19 protein-coding genes and 2 tRNA genes are annotated in these 18482 nt (G+C 40.0%); 9 read left to right on the plus strand and 12 right to left on the minus strand.

Going from position 1 to position 18482, the window contains the following annotated elements:
- Nucleotides 1-198: 198 nt before the first annotated feature.
- On the plus strand, nucleotides 199-1791 hold the full coding sequence (locus U3A58_RS00570; RefSeq protein ID WP_323821426.1) for a high affinity choline transporter 1: 1593 nt from the start codon (nucleotides 199-201) through the stop codon (nucleotides 1789-1791).
- Nucleotides 1792-1844: 53 nt separating this feature from the next.
- Here the strand turns inward: U3A58_RS00570 and U3A58_RS00575 are convergent, their stop codons facing one another.
- From U3A58_RS00575 to mutS, 6 genes are all read right to left on the minus strand, one after another.
- The gene (locus tag U3A58_RS00575) at nucleotides 1845-3338 is read right to left on the minus strand and encodes a GMC family oxidoreductase (protein WP_323821427.1); all 1494 of its coding nucleotides are present in this window, start codon (nucleotides 3336-3338) and stop codon (nucleotides 1845-1847) included.
- Between the two features lie 53 nt (nucleotides 3339-3391).
- The gene (betB, locus tag U3A58_RS00580) at nucleotides 3392-4843 is read right to left on the minus strand and encodes a betaine-aldehyde dehydrogenase (RefSeq protein ID WP_323821428.1); all 1452 of its coding nucleotides are present in this window, start codon (nucleotides 4841-4843) and stop codon (nucleotides 3392-3394) included.
- Between the two features lie 253 nt (nucleotides 4844-5096).
- Nucleotides 5097-5180, minus strand: a tRNA-Leu gene (locus U3A58_RS00585).
- Between the two features lie 141 nt (nucleotides 5181-5321).
- Nucleotides 5322-5394: transfer RNA gene (locus U3A58_RS00590), tRNA-Gly, on the minus strand.
- Between the two features lie 139 nt (nucleotides 5395-5533).
- Nucleotides 5534-6331, minus strand: a complete 798-nt coding sequence (locus U3A58_RS00595; RefSeq protein WP_323821429.1) for a LuxR C-terminal-related transcriptional regulator — start codon at nucleotides 6329-6331, stop codon at nucleotides 5534-5536.
- Between the two features lie 51 nt (nucleotides 6332-6382).
- The gene (mutS, locus tag U3A58_RS00600; RefSeq protein ID WP_323821430.1) at nucleotides 6383-8989 is read right to left on the minus strand and encodes a DNA mismatch repair protein MutS; all 2607 of its coding nucleotides are present in this window, start codon (nucleotides 8987-8989) and stop codon (nucleotides 6383-6385) included.
- Between the two features lie 89 nt (nucleotides 8990-9078).
- Here mutS and U3A58_RS00605 point away from each other — a divergent pair, with 89 nt between their 5' ends.
- Nucleotides 9079-9618 carry an RNA methyltransferase gene (locus U3A58_RS00605; RefSeq protein WP_323821431.1) on the plus strand — a complete coding sequence of 180 codons (540 nt, stop codon included), beginning with the start codon at nucleotides 9079-9081 and terminating at the stop codon, nucleotides 9616-9618.
- Here the strand turns inward: U3A58_RS00605 and U3A58_RS00610 are convergent.
- From U3A58_RS00610 to U3A58_RS00635, 6 genes are all read right to left on the minus strand, one after another.
- Nucleotides 9608-10015 carry a hypothetical protein gene (locus tag U3A58_RS00610; RefSeq protein ID WP_323821432.1) on the minus strand — a complete coding sequence of 136 codons (408 nt, stop codon included), beginning with the start codon at nucleotides 10013-10015 and terminating at the stop codon, nucleotides 9608-9610. The two genes, U3A58_RS00605 and U3A58_RS00610, sit on opposite strands and share 11 nt — an antisense overlap.
- A gap of 27 nt (nucleotides 10016-10042) precedes the next feature.
- Nucleotides 10043-10516 carry a PaaI family thioesterase gene (locus U3A58_RS00615; protein ID WP_323821433.1) on the minus strand — a complete coding sequence of 158 codons (474 nt, stop codon included), beginning with the start codon at nucleotides 10514-10516 and terminating at the stop codon, nucleotides 10043-10045.
- Complete coding sequence (locus tag U3A58_RS00620) at nucleotides 10503-11096, minus strand: hypothetical protein (protein ID WP_323821434.1); 594 nt, start codon at nucleotides 11094-11096, stop codon at nucleotides 10503-10505. Before U3A58_RS00620 ends, U3A58_RS00615 begins: the two co-directional genes overlap by 14 nt.
- A gap of 29 nt (nucleotides 11097-11125) precedes the next feature.
- Nucleotides 11126-11884 (minus strand): SDR family NAD(P)-dependent oxidoreductase, encoded by a 759-nt coding sequence (locus U3A58_RS00625; protein ID WP_323821435.1) that lies wholly within the window; start codon nucleotides 11882-11884, stop codon nucleotides 11126-11128.
- Nucleotides 11885-11947: 63 nt separating this feature from the next.
- Entirely contained in the window at nucleotides 11948-12481 is a 534-nt protein-coding gene (locus U3A58_RS00630) for a YfiT family bacillithiol transferase (protein WP_323821436.1), read from the minus strand.
- Between the two features lie 5 nt (nucleotides 12482-12486).
- Nucleotides 12487-13179, minus strand: a complete 693-nt coding sequence (locus tag U3A58_RS00635) for a ComF family protein (RefSeq protein ID WP_323821437.1) — start codon at nucleotides 13177-13179, stop codon at nucleotides 12487-12489.
- Nucleotides 13180-13260: 81 nt separating this feature from the next.
- On the opposite strand from U3A58_RS00635, the gene U3A58_RS00640 reads away from it, so the two are divergent.
- From U3A58_RS00640 to U3A58_RS00670, 7 genes are all read left to right on the plus strand, one after another.
- Nucleotides 13261-13602, plus strand: coding sequence for a carboxymuconolactone decarboxylase family protein (locus tag U3A58_RS00640; protein ID WP_323821438.1), 342 nt, complete (start codon nucleotides 13261-13263; stop codon nucleotides 13600-13602).
- A gap of 6 nt (nucleotides 13603-13608) precedes the next feature.
- A complete protein-coding gene (locus U3A58_RS00645) occupies nucleotides 13609-13971 on the plus strand; it encodes a hypothetical protein (protein WP_323821439.1) in 363 nt (120 codons plus the stop codon).
- A 3-nt stretch (nucleotides 13972-13974) separates the two neighbouring features.
- Nucleotides 13975-14736 (plus strand): exodeoxyribonuclease III, encoded by a 762-nt coding sequence (locus U3A58_RS00650; RefSeq protein WP_323821440.1) that lies wholly within the window; start codon nucleotides 13975-13977, stop codon nucleotides 14734-14736.
- 34 nt (nucleotides 14737-14770) lie between these two features.
- Nucleotides 14771-15172, plus strand: coding sequence for an ATP-binding protein (locus tag U3A58_RS00655; RefSeq protein WP_323821636.1), 402 nt, complete (start codon nucleotides 14771-14773; stop codon nucleotides 15170-15172).
- Nucleotides 15173-15175: 3 nt separating this feature from the next.
- Complete coding sequence (gene ybeY / locus U3A58_RS00660) at nucleotides 15176-15601, plus strand: rRNA maturation RNase YbeY (RefSeq protein ID WP_323821441.1); 426 nt, start codon at nucleotides 15176-15178, stop codon at nucleotides 15599-15601.
- 75 nt (nucleotides 15602-15676) lie between these two features.
- Nucleotides 15677-17542, plus strand: a complete 1866-nt coding sequence (mnmG, locus tag U3A58_RS00665) for a tRNA uridine-5-carboxymethylaminomethyl(34) synthesis enzyme MnmG (protein WP_323821442.1) — start codon at nucleotides 15677-15679, stop codon at nucleotides 17540-17542.
- The gene (locus U3A58_RS00670; protein WP_323821443.1) at nucleotides 17532-18443 is read left to right on the plus strand and encodes a class I SAM-dependent methyltransferase; all 912 of its coding nucleotides are present in this window, start codon (nucleotides 17532-17534) and stop codon (nucleotides 18441-18443) included. The genes mnmG and U3A58_RS00670 overlap by 11 nt, the downstream gene beginning before the upstream one ends.
- Nucleotides 18444-18482: the final 39 nt, after the last annotated feature.

Below are 18482 nucleotides of genomic sequence, written 5' to 3' on the forward strand. Positions count from 1 at the left end.
AACAACCTTCGATTTGGCTTTCAATAGGCCGCAATCCTAGTAAAACTGGGAAAACGGACTATCCTTCCCATTAAAAATAGTAGCTTGCAGCTCTCTAATCACACTTTGCCGAATATATTTTCTGTTGGATTCAATCTCTTGTGAAAATCCAACTCCAATCGGCATGTCAATATTCATTTTTGAAAAGCACACCACCCAATGCTTAAAAAGTTACTTCCCTCATTAATTATTATGCTTGTGTTATTGCTCGCCGGTGCCATTATGCATTGGATGGGCAGACCTGTCTATTGGCCAGGTTTTATTGCAATGATGTTTTTCTATGCGGCTATTTTCTACATAGGAACTTATGCAGCAAATATGAAAGGACAGGACACCGAGGATAGTGTCATGCTGGCTGGGCGTTCTCTTCCATTAGGTGTTGCTATATTCACCATGAGTGCTACCTGGGTAGGAGGAGGCTACATCAATGGTACGGCAGAATATACCAGTTCCTCTGGACTCGCCTGGGTGCAAGCACCATGGGGATATGCACTAAGCCTCATCTTTGGAGGTTTATTTTTTGCCCGGAAAATGAGACGGTATGAGTTCAAAACCATGATTGATCCATTGGAGCAGCGATTTGGCAAAAATGTCGCAGCTGCTCTAAGTCTTCCCGCGATCACTGGCGAGTTGTTTTGGACTTCAGCTATTCTTACAGCCTTGGGTACCACTTTCGGAACAGTGCTAGGCATGGACTTTGTCCCTTCCATTATTCTTTCAGCTGCCATCGCTATTGCCTATACTGCGCTCGGTGGACTATGGGCGGTAGCATTTACCGATGTCATCCAGATGATTTTATTGTTTTTCGGACTAATTCTAGTCGTTCCATTTGCCTTAGACAAAGTAGGAGGATGGGACTACGCTTGGGCTACCTATCAAGAGAATAAAGGCATTTATGCCAATCTATTCCCTCCACTAGATGGTTGGAAAAATGAGCTCTGGGGAGATTATTATTGGAACTGGTGGGATTCTGCGCTACTACTGATCTTCGGAGGGATTCCATGGCAGGTGTATTTCCAGAGAGTATTAGCCTCCAAAAATGAGAAAGTCGCTATGCGTCTTTCTATTATAGCAGGATTCGTATGCTTGATCGCTGCTATTCCAGCAATTATGATCGGTGTGATAGGCAATGTGGTGGACTGGAATGCGCTTGGCATTGCACCACCTGAAGATGCAGCTCTTACATTGCCTTACGTGGTACGATACCTCACCAATCCTATAGTAGCCACTATTGGTCTTGGCGCAATTGCGGCGGCAGTCATGTCTTCTGTGGATTCCTCCATTCTATCGGCTTCATCTATGGCCTCTTGGAATCTATATCGCAAGCTTTATAAGCCGAAAATTGATTCAAAATCCTTAGCCAAGGTCATCAAAAAAGTAATCTGGATTATTGGTATTGCAGCTACACTCATTGCCTTACAAGTGCAAAGTGTCTATGCGCTCTGGTTTTTATGCAGTGATTTAGTGTATTGTCTTCTTTTCCCGCCGTTGGTTTGCGCACTCTTCGATAAGAAAGCAAATCGCTATGGAGCCATAGCAGGATTAGTTGTTTCGGCTTTTTTACGCTTTGGAGCTGGAGAACCTGCCTTTGGATTAGAGGCTATTCTCCCTTATCCAATGACTCAAGCTGATGGAGCGGTTCTTTTTCCATTCAGAACTTTAGCAATGGCTTGTGGTCTAATCAGCATCTTAGTTGTATCTAGGTTAACGCAGAAAAGCTGTCCTCCACTAGCGCTCCAAAAAATGGGATAACTTAAATTTTCCACCTTTAGCCAAAAGAGATTCGCTAAAGGTGGAAAGTTCATTTAAGAATAGTCCTGAATGATGAAGTCAGCGCAACGCTCTCCAATCATCATAACAGTCATATTAGGATTGACACTGGTGATGGTAGGAAAAACCGATGCATCAGCGATGCGAAGCTTACCAATGCCTTTCACTTGAAGTCGACTGTTGGTAACCCGATTGATATCATGATCGCTTCCCATTTTGCAAGTTCCTGCTGGATGATAGACCGTGTTGTGAGTTTTGTAAATGTATTCTATGATTTTTTCGTCAGTCTGAATAGCTGGTCCAGGTGCAAGTTCTCGCTTAATCCAAGGCTTTAGAGCCGGCTGATTGGCTATCTCACGGGCTATTTTTATGCTTTCCACCATCACCTTAATATCGTAACCCTCAGGATCAGTAAAGTATTTAGGATCTATCAATGGCGATGCTTCTGGATTTGTGGATTGTAATCTGACTATCCCTTCACTTTTCGCCTGCATCACGTTTGGGGTAAGTGAAAATGCCTCCGCTGCGGTAGGAAATCCTGCAGGCACCGTATGCATATCAAAAGCTTCAGTACCCAAATGGAACATCACGTTAGCTATCGGCAAACTAGGATCAGTTTTGCTAAAAATACCTATTTCATACTTCTGCGCAGTTTCCGTAGGTACAGGCTTGGCAGCCTCCCACATAATCACTCCCTCAGGATGATCTAGTAAATGACTTCCCACTCCTGGCAAATCTACCACCAATGGAATGTCCATTTCCTTCAAATGCTTAGCCGGACCAATGCCAGATAGCATTAAAAGCTGTGGCGTCTGAAATGCTCCACCTGATAAAATAACTTCCTTATCTGCAAAGAATACACCTTTGCTAGTTTCTACTCCTGTCACATTTTTGTCTGAATCCAAGAGTAAGCGATACGCAAAAGTTTCAGTAAGAATGGTAAGGTTTTCGGCCATTTGATCGTATGGATGCAAATACGCTACAGAACTTGAATGTCTGGTATTCCCCTTTTTGTTCAGAGAAAACCACCCAGCTGCTTCTTTGTATTCCCCATTAATAAAATCTTGCTTAGGAATCCCGTATTCTTCACTGGCTTGTATCATGGCCTGGCCACAAGCATTACCTGAATCGGATAATTCTAGATTGACTTTTTCGAAAACCTTATCGTAAAAGGGCCTTACATCTTCAGGCTTCCAGCCTTCTAATCCCAATTTAGTCCAAACCTCAAAATCATAATCTGGAGCCTTAAAAGCAATAGCGGAATTGTGTGAACTGCAGCCACCCATTACCTTGGCACGGCTATGTCGCATATTGGAATTACCATGTGCTTGTGGGGAAATCGTAAAATCATAATCCAACTCACCTTCCATTAGCGATTGCCATTGATCCAGCTGAAGTACATCTTCACGCTTTTCGTCGGAGATTCCAGCCTCTATGAGTAGTACATTTCCCGCCTTCTTTTCAGCAAGGCGATAAGCAGTGATTACCCCGGCAGAACCACCACCGACTACTATAAAATCATATTTCATAAATACTGTTTGTTTTGGCGCTTAGACAATTTTTTTTGTCAGAGAACGTAATTTTAGAAAGGGTTTCCCAGGTCTTTCATGGCGATATAAACTGTTTTCAGCTGGGAGTAATGCTCGATCGCAGCCAAGCCGTTTTCACGTCCAATACCAGACTGCTTGTATCCGCCAAAAGGAATCTCCACAGGGGTGATATTGAAGGTATTGACCCAGCATATTCCTGCTTGCAACCTGGCCACCATGCGGTGAGCCCTTCTTAAGTCATTAGTATAAACGCCAGCCGCAAGTCCAAAAGGAGTATTGTTCGCCCGCTGCAAAACATCTTCTTCCTCTGAAAAAGTCAGTATTGACATCACAGGACCGAAGATTTCCTCCTCTACAATTCGTACCTCGTCTTGAGCACTGGCGAAAATAGTTGGCTCTACATAATAGCCGCCTTCACATCCTGGTACATTTACCTGGTTGCCCCCAAAGATCAATTCTGCACCTTGTTCTTTACCCAAAGCGATGTAGCCCATCACTTTATCGAAATGATTTTTATTAATCAAGGCACCAATATGCGAAGTCGGATCAGCAGGGTCGCCTACCTTCAGTTTTTTGGTTCGCTCTACGAGTATATCTAGGAATTTCTCACGAATAGAAGCATGCACAAATACCCGTGTCCCATTGCTACAGATTTCCCCTTGAGTATAAAAATTACCCAATAGAACTCCATTCACCGCTTCCTCTAGGTCTGCATCTTCAAAAACTATAATTGGAGACTTCCCGCCAAGCTCCAAGGTCACATGCTTCAAGGTAGCTGCCGCAGCTGCCATTACTTTCTTCCCTGTTCCTACTTCTCCAGTAATGGACACCTTGGCTATATCCGGATGTGAAGTCATCATTTGACCTACCTCAGCATCTCCTTGCACTACATTGAAAACTCCCTCTGGCATGCCCGCCTCCTTATAAACTTCAGCCAGTTTGTAGGCCGTAACCGGTGTGAGCTCCGCAGGTTTGAAAATCATCACATTGCCACAAGCCAATGCAGGGGCAGATTTCCAGCAAGCAATCTGAAGTGGGTAATTCCAAGCTCCTATGCCTGCACAAATCCCAAGAGGCTCTCGTCGGGTATAGGCAAAATCACCGCCCAAATCAATATGATCTCCATGCATGGAAGCAGCTATACCTGCATAATATTCCAGGCAATCTGCTCCAGAAACCACGTCCACCTCTAATGCTTCGCGAATAGGTTTACCCGCATCCTGAGATTCCAATAGCGCCAATTCATCGTTCTTTTCGCGCAAAAGTCGAGATGCCTTATGTAAAATTCTACCCCGCTCCGTAGGTGACATGGCAGACCAAACCTTAAATCCTTGTTTAGCAGATTCTATCGCTACCTCAAAATCGGCTGTAGAAGCACTACTCACTTCATTTAACAAGTCCCCAGTCCCTGGATTGTAATTATTAAACTTCTTACCTGATCCTGGAAATGGCTTATTGCCAATATATAATGGAATGTTTTGCATCAATAATGTTTATTGGAATGAAAAGGAGGAGCGAACAAATAACCCAAATGCACATCAAGGGTTTCACTACCGAAGAAATCGCCTCCGCCCCAAATATAATTTTATTCTATAGAATAAGCTCTAAACAAGGCATGCAAGTTCCTTTACGTTTGTTAAATGGAGTGCTTAAGGGAGTTTTTGGGGAGGATGGTTTAAGCCTAGTTGGAGTAAAGTGTTTAAACACAAAAAGCCCCGTATTTCTACGAGGCTTATGTACCAGGAGCGGGAATCGAACCCGCACGACCTTACGGTCACAAGATTTTAAGTCTTGCGTGTCTACCTATTCCACCATCCCGGCTTAATCTATACCCTAAAATATAGATTTTCTCTTTAGTGTCTTTCCCGATAAGATCTGGGTCAAACAATCAAGGCTTCACTTGGACATTCCCAAGCTACCAATTCCGTGAAACAAGAAAGCCCTTGAATCAAGGGCTTTTTGAGCGGGAGACGAGATTCGAACTCGCGACCCCGACCTTGGCAAGGTCGTGCTCTACCAGCTGAGCTACTCTCGCGTTATATTAACCGGAACGTGATCCAGTTGAATTGTGGATGCAAAGGTAAGCGTCAGAAATAAAATCACAAGCAATACTTTGTTATTTTTTTAGAGATTCCGTTCATTAACCACACTTATCATTGATTTTCAAGGAAATATCAAAAATGATACATTGATAATATTTTCACCATTTCTCCCACATTCCTTGCCTTGAGCTTTTTTAGGATGTTCTTACGATGTGTTCCAACAGTATTGATAGAAATATTCAAGTTCTCCGCAATTTCCTTGGACTCCTTTCCCTCCAAGATCAACTTTACAATCTCTTTTTCTTTTTTAGTCAAAGAAACTACCCGGCTGTTGGGTGAATTCTTGCTCACAAATATTCGTGTCCCATTCTCTTTCTGGTAGGAATAATTCCAATCGTAGCCGGTTGTTTGGGGTGGCGTATGCAGTTGCATGATGATATGCAAATCCATAGCAAAATTACCCGCTGCATCTATCAAGTATGGTCTCACTTTTCCAAGCATCCAAATGATCACGTTTGTTTTACGATGAACCCATCGTGTAGTATATGAAAATTCAAAGGTATGCTTCTCTTCCATAGTGAGTTGATGGAAACTGTCGAAAACGATTTTTTGAAACCGAAAGAGCTCTGGCCTATCCTCTGGATGTATCAATGCAAAAGATGTTTCCATTCCTTTGGCTCGAAACATGGACTCGGGATATCCTGTTAATTCTTCCACATTTCCAGTAAAAAACGCCAAACTCAAATTTCTATAGTCAAAGCAAGCAATTGTCATTCCTTCCCGCATACCGATATTCTGGCTGAGCTGCTCAAGTTGATCCATTTTCTTTTGCTCCTCAGGATGTGCTTGAAATTCCTGCTCCTTCCATTCTTGGAAAAATTGCGTGTATTTATTTTGCTTCCGCAGATCTTTCAACAATACCTTATCCATAAAAAAATCTCTTTGTCTTAAAACGTAAGTTACTACACGAAACCGAAATTCTTATGATTCAATTTTCTTTTTGATTTCATGCAGTTTTAAAAGTGCCTCTATCGGCGAAATAGCATTGATATCAATTCCTTCAAGCAGTTCTTTTGCCTCTTGGAACTTAGGATCCAGCTCAAACATACTAAGCTGATAATTATTCTTAGGTATGTTTTTCACTTTTTCTTTTTGCTCGGCTACATCCTTATCTTTTTCCAAATGAGACATAATTTCAGCCGCCCTTAATACAATTGGATTAGGCATACCTGCCATCTGAGCCACATGAATACCAAAGCTGTGCTCACTTCCTCCAGGCTTTAGCTTTCGCATAAAAATCACTTTGTTTCCAACTTCCTTCACCGAAACATTAAAATTCTTGATTTTAGGAAAATCAGCGGCAAGTTGATTCAATTCGTGGTAATGCGTTGCGAAAAGTGTTTTAGCTCTAAATGTCGGATGGTTGTGCAAGTATTCCACAATAGACCAGGCAATGGAAATCCCATCGTAAGTGGACGTTCCCCGGCCAATTTCGTCCATCAACACCAGGCTACGATCTGACAAATTATTGAGGATACTTGCTGTCTCGGTCATCTCCACCATGAAGGTGGATTCCCCTTTGGAAAGATTATCCGAAGCGCCCACACGGGTAAATACCTTATCGATAATGCCTATTCTCGCAAAGGATGCCGGCACAAAGCTTCCCATCTGAGCCATTAGGACTGTCAAGGCGGTTTGACGCAGCAGGGCGGACTTACCGGCCATATTGGGACCAGTGATGATCATGATCTGCTGTGAATCGTGATCCAAGTAAATATCATTCGGTACGTAATTCTCTCCTGGAGGCAATTGCTTCTCGATCACAGGATGACGGCCGTCTTTGATTTCAAGGGTTTCTGTATCTGAGATTTTTGGTCTGCAATAGCCGTTGGAGAGCGCCACCTGCGCAAAAGAAAGTAAGACATCCAACGTACCTAGAACTCTGGCATTTTGCTGGATTTGTGTGACAAACTGAGCAGTCTCCTGTACTAATGCTAGAAAAAATCGCTGCTCTATCGCAATCATTTTATCCTCAGCATTCAAGATTTTGTCCTCGTACTCTTTCAGCTCTGGCGTGATGTATCGTTCTGCATTTACGAGGGTCTGCTTTCGAATCCACTCCACAGGCACTTTGTCTTTATGTAAATGTGTCACTTCCAAATAGTAGCCGAAAACCCTATTGAAAGCAATTTTAAGAGAGGAAATTCCTGTTTTCTGCACTTCACGCTGCTGAATAGACACCAGAAAATCCTTTCCGGTATTCGCCAAACCACGGTATTCATCCAGCTCTGCATCTACGCCATCGTTGATTATCCCACCCTGATGCGTCAGCATAGGTGCATCCTCTTTGAGCTCCTTGTCTATTTTTTCTCTTAGAAATTCACATGGATGTAACTGATCAGAAAGTCGCTGCAGCGTAGGATTCTTCTGATTTTTGAGAAGTTCTTTTATGGGTAGAATGTTTACTAGCGCACGTTTGATTTGATTTATCTCACGCGGATTAGCACGACCGACCACCACTTTGGAAATCAATCGCTCCAGATCACCGATATGCTTCAACGGATCGACCATTTCCTCAATCAATACTGAATTCTGATAGAAAAAGTCGACAACATTCAAGCGCTCCTCTATAGTTGACTTCTCCTTCAGCGGCAACACCATCCACTTTTTCATCATACGCGAGCCCATCGGCGTCACTGTCTGATCTAGGATATTGATTAAAGGAACACCGCCTTCGTGCTGTGGAAATACCAATTCTAAATTTCGGATGGTGAATTTATCCAACCACACATATTTCTCCTCAGCAATTCTTGAAATGGAAGAGATATGCTGAATTTCTTTATGCTCAGTTTCTTCCAGATAATACAAAATCGCACCAGCTGCTATGATTCCTGTTTCAATATCTTCAATCCCAAATCCTTTCAGATTGGCTGTGGCAAAATGCGTTTTGAGCTTTTCGTAAGTAAAGTCATATTGGTAAACCCAATCCTCACAATGAAAAGTGATGAAATCATTCTTCAGCATTTCAGCAGCAAGCTTTTTAGCTGATTTAGAAAAAATAATTTCTGAAGGTGCAAAGCTTTGTATCAGCTTTTCGAGATAAGATGAAGTCCCTTCGGCACACATAAATTCACCCGTGGAAAGGTCTAGGAAAGCTATTCCATGCTTATCCTTTCCAAAAGAAATCGAAGCTAAATAATTGTTTTTCTTAGTGTCAAGAACCTGATCATTAAAGGAAAGACCTGGAGTCACTAATTCCGTTACTCCACGCTTGACGATACCTTTGACAGACTTAGGGTCTTCCAACTGATCACAAATGGCCACGCGATTCCCAGCACGCACTAATTTGGGCAAATAGATATCCAAAGAATGGTGAGGAAAGCCCGCAAGTTCGATATGGGAAGCTGATCCATTGGCTCTTTTCGTCAAAACGATATCCAGAATTTTACTTGCACGAACTGCGTCTTCTCCGAATGTCTCGTAAAAGTCCCCCACACGAAAAAGCAACAAGGCACCTGGATGCTTGGCTTTTATCGCATTATACTGCTTCATTAAGGGCGTTTCTTTGCCGTCTTTAGACTTACTCATGGGGTATGCTTACTTTTATACTTAAGTTCGAAAACTCACTAGGAGAATAAAGTCGAAAATAAGCCATTCATAAAGCAGAACAAAAGGTGATGAAAAAATTAAGCATGGAAGAGCTCGAAAGAGTATCTGTGGAAGAATTTAAGGAAATGGATAAATCCCCGATCGTGCTGGTTCTGGACAATATTCGAAGTCTGAATAACGTCGGTTCTGCTTTCCGTACTGGTGATGCTTTTGGTATAGAAAAAATTTACCTCTGTGGGATTACAGGAACTCCTCCTCATCGCGATATTCAAAAAACTGCCCTAGGCGCTACTGAATCTGTGACATGGGAGTATTCCTTGAATACCATGATAGCCATAGAAAAATTGAAAGCTGAAGGCTATCAACTCTGTGGATTGGAGCAAGTGGATCGCTCTGTAATGCTGAATGATTTCATCCCTGAAAAAGGGAAAAAATATGCGCTAGTATTCGGAAATGAAGTTTTTGGGGTAGAAGAAGAAGTGCTTAATGCCTGTGATGCGGTTTTGGAAATCCCTCAATTAGGCACCAAGCACTCTTTAAATATTTCTGTATCGCTAGGAATAGCGGTTTGGGATTTTATGGTGAAGATGAAGCAGTTTAATTTTTAGCAAATCTGTATCGAAGACCAAATGAGCCTCGGAATAGACTCAATTCACCAACAATTCCTGCTCCTTCTATATGAAATCCAAAATCCTTTTCCTCAAAAGGATAAATATTCAAACCAATTGGAACAACTACGCCTGAAAATGTTCCCACCCTTCCTCCTACTCCTGCATAGAACTCATATCGATCTGTCTTTTTGAAAATATAATTGGCGGCAAGTTCCGCTGAAAAATCCTCGAAGTAAGTATCTGTACCAACTCTAAATTCAGGGATAAATCGCTCGCCAAATTGATAATTAACTCCAATAAAAGGTAAGTTACTTTGATGAAAAGTAATCGTGGTTTGTGAAAAAACGGTCATTGAAAATAGACCTAGAATGGCAAGAAGTAGAGTTTTTTTCATTTGTGTGAAATTAAGTTGCGCAAAAGGTTAAAAGCCAAGTTCACTTACCTTTACATGAGTTTTAATCATGTTAGAGCTGGCTTTTGCTACAAGCTTACCTGAATCTTTAATGATTACGGCTTCCCAATGATTTAGGTTTGCTCCTGAGCGAACTAATTTTGCAGAAACTTCTACTTTCTCTCCAATCTGTGCGGTTGACAAAAAATCCACATTCAAGTTGATGCTGGTCATCAGATACTCAGAACCTGTAGCAAAGTTTGCTATTCCGATCACATCGTCCATCATAAGCGAGGCTACACCCCCATGAAGTATTTTGGCAGGATTACACATGGCTGGAGTGATTATATAAGATACTTTTATAAAACCTATTTCAATTTCCAGAAGTGTTCCTTCAAGCCAATTTCCAGCCATGGATGGGGTTTTGTGTAGCTTTTTACCAATTAATTCTTTGAATTGCTCTAATTGGGGATTCGGGTTTTCCATAGAATTATCTTCTTTCATCAATCAATCTAAAATAGTCTTCAACTATACTTTTTAAGGCCTCTTTTTCTTTTGGCTTAGACCAAATAGGACTCCAGGCTGAGTCCTTCTTAATTTCAAAATTGGCATCGGCGATTATCCAAGGTTGAAGCTTTCTAACGTAGTCTAAAAACTCCGAATTATTTGTGTTTTGAAAATGAAATATCTGTTCCTTTCCTCCTTGAGAAGCGCGAATTTCCAAAGGCCAATCAATATTTCCTGGTTCTAAATAAAGGTAGGCCTCATCTTTTTGGCTATTAAGAATAATCACCAAATCTAGCAAAGGGATATTCTCAGAGACCTCTCTTTTCCCGTGACGAAAAAGAGCCATTCCAGCATCTGATCTACTTTCTCTATCATATTTGATCGCCTTGATATTCAAAAAATAAAGGCGAGATGAAGAGCTCATTCGGAAAGTCATATCATCTCCAGAGTTATTTGCTCGCTTAGTATTGAAAAAGGAAAGAAGAATAACCAAACCCAAAGATATCAAGACAAAAATCTTCAGGATTTTGATCAATTCTGGAGAAAGGGTATCGTTTGATTTTTGCCTTTCAGACACAGGACTTTACTTAAAGATTTAAATTAAGCTCAATGAACATAAGAACCAGCATTAATATCGATACTAGCTCCAGTAGCATGATCAGCAAGTCCAGAGCATAGCAAGGTCACCATTGGCGCAATATCCTCAGGCTTTGTTAACTCTTTCAAGGCAATATCATTTAGCGCGAAGTCTTCTCCATATTCAGACAAGATCTCATCAGCCATATCTGTGCGTGTAAAACCAGGCGCGATTAGAAAAGCCTTTATTCCTTGCTTACCGTAGTGTCGCGCTATGGATCTTGTCAAGCTGACAACTGCGCCTTTAGAAGCCGCATAGGCTATGTAGTCTGTGGTATCACCACGAAAAGCGGCCCTTGAGGAGATATTCACAATTCTGCCATTTTGGTTACCCAATGCGTGATCTACAAACTCCTTACATAGAATACCAAGAGCTGTAGTATTTACCTGAATAGTTTCTTGCCAGATCTTGACCCATTCATGCGTGGATAAAGTATCGGGAGCTGACCTGGAAATTCCTGCATTATTTACTAATCCGGAAATCGGTCCATATTTCTCTACTAGTTTTGGTATGAAGCCAACAACTTGATTTACTTCAGATAAATCACAGGATTCAATGAAAGCGGGGTTTGATAGCTCACTTTTGAGCTTTTCTGCCTCGGCAGCATTGCTGTTGAAATGGATAATCACTTCTGCTCCAGATTCTGAAAGCTGCTTTGCGATAGCTCTACCTATTCCTCGGGAAGCGCCTGTAACAAGTATACGTTGATTATTGAGGGAAATATTCATGCTTGAAAATACTGGCTAAAGTCAATAATTCCTCAGAATTTCTATCGGAATGTAAAAATCCACTTACCATTTTTCACGAATGATCAGATGCTGAATATGTGCCAAATGATGCATTGAATGCCAATGATACATAAGGGTAACTTCAGACAAAGGAACAGATAACTGCGATTCCGGATGGAAATAGGTCTTTTCAAAATCTGATGGCGTCATGCTTTCTAGGATAACAGCCCATTTAAAATGTATTCCATCAATCAAGTTGAGAGATGCTTCAATAGGTAATGAATAATCAGACATTTTTGCCCAAGCAGCTTCCTCATAGGGCTTAATCGTAGGATTATCCTCTGTGAGAGCCAATTTGAAGCGTATTAACGCATTCATATGGCTATCGGATAGATGATGAAGTACTTGCTTTACAGTCCATCCTCCAGGCCGATAAGGAGTGTCTAACTGGTCTTTGGATAATTCCTTAACGGTTTCTTCCAAATACGCTGGATATGAACGCAGATAACTGCTAGCCTCCTGAAGATTTTGGTCAGAAATATTCTCAGGCTTCAGAAATTTACCAATTGGGTATTTCAATAATTCTATATCAATCATAATGTTTATCCTCCAGCTGCGATAGTAACCAAATCTACATTTTTTGCGCCGTTTGCCAAAAGCACATTGGCACAGGCACACAAAGTAGCCCCAGTCGTCATCACATCATCCACGAGGAGAATTGACTTATTGGTAATCGCACTGTGTGGAGAAACTTCAAATACATCGTCCATATTATGCATTCGTTCCAGTCGGGATTTTTGGGTTTGTGTTTCTGTAAACTTTCGACGTGCTAACCCATTTTCCAACTTCACGCACAACCCTTCACTGAGCCCAATTCCGAATTGCTCGCTCTGATTGTAGCCTCTTCGGCTCTGCTTCATTGGATGAAGAGGAACAGGAACAATGATATCCCAACATTTTTCAAACCCATTTTCATTAAGAATTTTACCATATAAGGAGCCCAATTCCTGAGCTAATTGTGGTTTATTTCTATATTTCAGTTGATGGAGTAGTTTTTGACTATTACCTCCCTTAGTAAATTTCAAATAAGCCATCACCCTGCCGACGGAGCTTAGTCCTTTCACCTTATCGCATAGATCATTCTCAATTGGTCTTAAATGATAGCTAGTAACCGGAAGAGTACCTTTACAAATTATACACAAACTTTTTTCATGGTCATAGAGAGAAGTTCCGCAGAGAAGACAATTTCGCGGAAAAACCAAATCCAAAAAATCTTTTACAAAAAATAAACGCATAGTGAAAAAGGCTTATTCTTATCTGCCGAGGGCAAATAGTGGTATATTTGCTACTTAATTCTTTCCTAAACAGTTAAGTTAATGAATCTCATAGAGGAATTCAACGAGTACCGTAGCCAAATGAACGATAAGATTTTGGCTGAAGACAATAAAGTAATCAAGCGTATATTTAATCTTGATACCAATGCATTTGCTGCAGGGGCAATAGATACAAAGTCCAAAGAGATGATTGGACTAGCTTGTTCGATGGTATTAAGATGTGACGACTGCATCAAGTATCATTTAGGAAAATGTCACGAGGCGGGCTTGCGGAAAGAGCAAATATTTGAAGTATTCTCAATTGCCACTTTGATAGGAGGGACAATAGTAATCCCACATTTGAGAAGAGCCACAGAATACTGGGAAATACTTGAAAACCAATAACTTACAATGTTCAAACGGGATTTAGACTTAGAAAAACGTTGGTCAAAATTACTTGAAGGCCTTAAGGAAACCATAGGAAAAAAACCTGCGGACTTAAATGGCGTACTCTTTCTTATTGGTGTTCAAGAACTTGGTCAAGGGAATAAAATATTCAGCAAAGAGCAGAAGCAGGACTTAATGCACATCGCTGTTTGTAAGGTATTGAGCTTTGATGGATTTTATGAACTTGACCATGTAGATCAGGAAGGTTGGCCTCATTGGAAATTAATTAAGGAGCTTCCACATTTTGATCTACTAGATCAAGAGAAGCTTTTAAAGATTCAGGTATTGGAATATTTTGAAAAGGAATACGAAATAGTAATTGAATAGCATGTGAAAATAGTATCGTATAACGTGAATGGCATTCGTGCTGCAATGAACAAGGGGTTTATAGATTGGCTTAAGATGGTAGATCCAGATATAATTGGTTTACAGGAGGTTAAGGCAAATTTAGATCAAATTGATACTACAGTTTTTCGAGATTTAGGTTACGAAATATACTGGTACCCAGCTTTCAAAAAAGGTTACAGCGGAGTAGCGATATTGACTAAAATAAAGCCAAAATCGGTCAAGTATGGTATGGATTATTCAAAATATGATGAAGAAGGTAGATTGTTACAAGTGGATTTTGAAGATTTCTCTTTTCTGACAGCATATTTTCCCTCTGGTACCACAGGAGACATTCGTCAGGCTTTCAAATACGATTTCTTAGACGATATTTACGGATACGTCCAAGATTTACAGCAAACCACCCCTAATTTCATATTGAGTGGGGATTATAATATTTGCCATAAAGCTATAGATATTCATAATCCAAAATCAAACAAGAATACCTCTGGGTTTCTACCAGAAGAGCGGGCATGGATGGACAAATTCACCAACTCAGGATTTGTGGATAGTTTCAGGAAATTCAATGATCAGCCAGACAATTACACATGGTGGAGCTATAGAGCCAATTCTAGGGCAAAAAATCTAGGATGGAGAATCGACTATCACATGGCAACAAAACCCATGGAAGACCGGCTAAAAAGCTCAGTTATACTAGCAGAAGCTAAGCACTCAGATCATTGTCCCATATTAATCGAAGTAGAATAAAACAGGCAGATATTACTCATTGACAACAATTATGATGAAAAGCATAAAAATATCTATTCCTTCTCTCATTGAGAACATAAAAATAATTGAAAGTTTCATCGACAACGCTCGTGAAAATTTTGAGATCAATGATGATATCTATGGTAATATTATGATATCTGTTACCGAATGTATTAGCAACGCAATTATACATGGAAATCATAGTGATAAGAATAAACTTGTTCATTTGGAATTAGCACTTGAAGAAGAGTTGCTTTTATTCACTATTCAGGATGAAGGAGATGGGTTTGACTACAATGAGCTCAAAGATCCAACGGCTCCAGAAAACATAGAAAAAACAGGCGGGAGAGGAATCTTTCTGATAAAGCATCTTTCTGACGATGTAAAATTTGAAGAGAATGGCACAAGGGCGGTTTTATCATTTTACATGAATTAAGTTATGCCTATTAATTTCTTTACTGAAGAATTTTCTTTTACGCTGCAAGAAAAGCGAAAAAGAAAAATTTGGCTGAAGCAAATTGCAGAAAATGAAAACCATAAGATTTCAGAACTTAATTATGTCTTTTGCTCGGATGAATACCTTCTCAGCATCAATGTAGAATACTTAGATCATGATACTTATACAGACATCATCACATTTGATAATTCGGAACAAAAGGGAATTATAGAAGGGGACATCTTCATAAGTATAGAACGAGTAAAAGACAACTCAAATACCTTAAAAGTTGATGAGGAAAAGGAACTTAGTAGAGTAATCAGCCATGGTCTATTTCACTTACTAGGATACAAGGATAAATCAAAAACTGAGGCAAAATTGATGAGAAACAAAGAGGAAAATGCGATTACTTTATTCGAGAACATTTAAACGTTCCACGTGAAACAGTTCATCAGTAAGTAAAAAAACATGTGTTTCACGTGAAACAGTAAAAAACAGAATACAATGTTTCCAATATATGATGTCATAGTAGTAGGTGCAGGGCATGCAGGGTGTGAAGCGGCACAAGCTGCTGCAAGTATGGGCTCTAAAGTGCTACTCTGCACAATGAACATGAATACCATCGCTCAAATGTCATGCAATCCAGCGATGGGAGGTGTGGCTAAAGGGCAGATAGTCCGTGAAATAGACGCGCTAGGTGGAATGTCAGGAATAGTTTCTGACAAATCGATGATTCAGTTTAGGATGTTAAATAGGTCAAAAGGGCCTGCAATGTGGTCTCCAAGGTCCCAGAATGATCGAATGAAGTTCGCAGAGGAATGGCGACTAGCACTGGAGAAAACTCCCAATGTCGATTTTTGGCAAGAAATGATCACCGGACTTGTCGTGAAAAAGGGTGAATTAAGAGGAATAAGAACAAGTATTGGCCTGGAAATTCAAGCTAAAAGTGTTGTTTTAACCAATGGAACATTCTTAAATGGCATAATACATATAGGGGAAAAGCAGTTTGGAGGAGGACGAACAGGGGAAGCAGCTGCTAGAGGAATTACCGAGCAACTGGTACAACTAGGCTTCGAATCAGGGAGAATGAAAACAGGAACGCCTCCAAGAGTAGATGGGAGAAGCCTAGACTATTCTAAAATGGAGGTTCAGTTTGGTGACGAAAAACCAGAAAAATTTAGCTATTCTGAATCTACTAGTACTCTCAAACACCAAAGAACTTGTTGGATTACCTACACAAATAAAGACGTCCACACCAGTTTAGAAGAAGGGTTTGATAGGTCTCCTATGTTCAACGGAAGAATACAAGGCCTTGGTCCAAGATATTGTCCTTCTATTGAAGATAAAATCAACCGATTTGCCGAAAGAGATAGACACCAAATCTTTGTAGAACCCGAAGGATGGAATACTGTAGAAATGTACATCAATGGTTTTTCTACTTCACTCCCCGAAGATGTACAGTATAAAGCACTACGAAAAATAGCTGGATTTGAGAACGCAAAGATGTTCCGTCCTGGCTATGCAATCGAATATGACTTTTTTCCACCAACTCAATTAAAGCTAACATTAGAGACGCAATTGATAGAAAACCTATATTTTGCAGGACAAATCAATGGAACTACCGGCTATGAAGAAGCTGCATGTCAAGGATTAATTGCCGGAATAAATGCTAGTCTAAAAGCACAAGAAAAAGATCCTTTCCTATTAAAAAGATCGGACGCATATATAGGTGTACTCATTGATGACTTGATAAATAAGGGTACAGAAGAACCATACAGAATGTTTACTTCAAGGGCAGAGTTCCGACTTTTACTCCGCCAGGATAATGCAGATCTTCGATTAACTCAGAAAGGATATGATATAGGACTAGCTTCTGATGAACGCTTAGTGAAAATGAATGCTAAAAAAGAGGCAACAGCCAAACTTATCAATGATCTTAAGCAAAAAAAATTTTCTCCAGAAAGTGTAAATGATGGATTGATTAAAGCAGGATCTTCTACAATTAAAGAAAAAATAACTGCTGAAAAACTATTGAAAAGGCCACAAATCGGTCTTCAGAATTTGAAAACATTTAATGCTGAAATTGACACATATCTTTCCAAATACCCTACAGATGTTCTAGAACAAGCAGAAATACAAATTAAATACGATAGTTATATTGAAAAAGAACAACAGATGGTAGAGAAGTTAAGCAATATGGAGAACTTCAAAATTCCATTAAAATTTGACTACATAGCTATTCCTGCACTATCTGCCGAAGGAAAACAAAAACTTAGTAAAATAAGACCAGAGACAATGGGTCAAGCTTCAAGAATATCTGGAGTCACACCAGCAGACTTATCCATAATCACCGTTTACCTTGGAAGATAAAATGCTAGAAAGACTTACTAAATGTCCGCTCTGCAAGAGTGGGCGCTTTCTTAATTCACAAGAGTTAATAGATTATGCAGTAAGCCAACAAACTTTCATCATTTGCAATTGTACCACTTGCGGGCTGAAGTTCACTAATCCTAGACCATCAGAAGCAGCGATTGTACCCTATTATGATTTCCCAGAATACTTCTCCCATGATGACAAAGCAAAAAATCTAACTCAATTTGTCTATCAAAAAGTACGGAAATATACAGTCTCACAAAAGGTAAAATACCTAAATCAGCTATTGCCACTCAAAGGAAACTATCTTGATTACGGCTGTGGCACAGCTGAGTTACTTACCAAAGCAAAAAAGGAAGGCTGGAACGTGACAGGAATAGAACCCAATGAAAATGCAAGAAAATTGGCAAATTCAAAATTGGATGAGAAAGTATATAAATCTATAAACGACCTACCAAAAGGCTCTTTTGATATCATTACACTCTATCATGTTTTAGAGCATATTCATTCTTTGAGAAAAACAACCAAACAGCTATTAAAACACTTAGAATCAGGTGGTTATATCCTTATCGCCGTTCCAAACCCAGAAAGTTATGATGCTAAAAAATATGGTACAAGTTGGGCAGGCTGGGATGTTCCTAGACATCTTTATCATTTCAACCATCAAGCAATTGAAAGCTTCGGAGAGATCTTTGATCTTCAGTTAGTAAACAAGATGCCAATGAACTTTGACAGTTACTACGTTTCTCTGCTTTCCGAAGGATATACAAATCCAAAGAAAACAATAATTCAAAAATATTGGAAGGCAATCGTAACTGGTAAAAAGTCAAATAAAGAAGCAGCTAAAAAGGCTAAAGGAAATCATTCAAGTAATTTATTCGTTTTCAAAAAGAAGTGAAATATAACAACCTAATCATTCTTTTAGTTATAAGCCTAC

It is taken from the genome of Algoriphagus persicinus, from assembly GCF_035156415.1.
GTDB lineage: Bacteria > Bacteroidota > Bacteroidia > Cytophagales > Cyclobacteriaceae > Algoriphagus > Algoriphagus persicinus.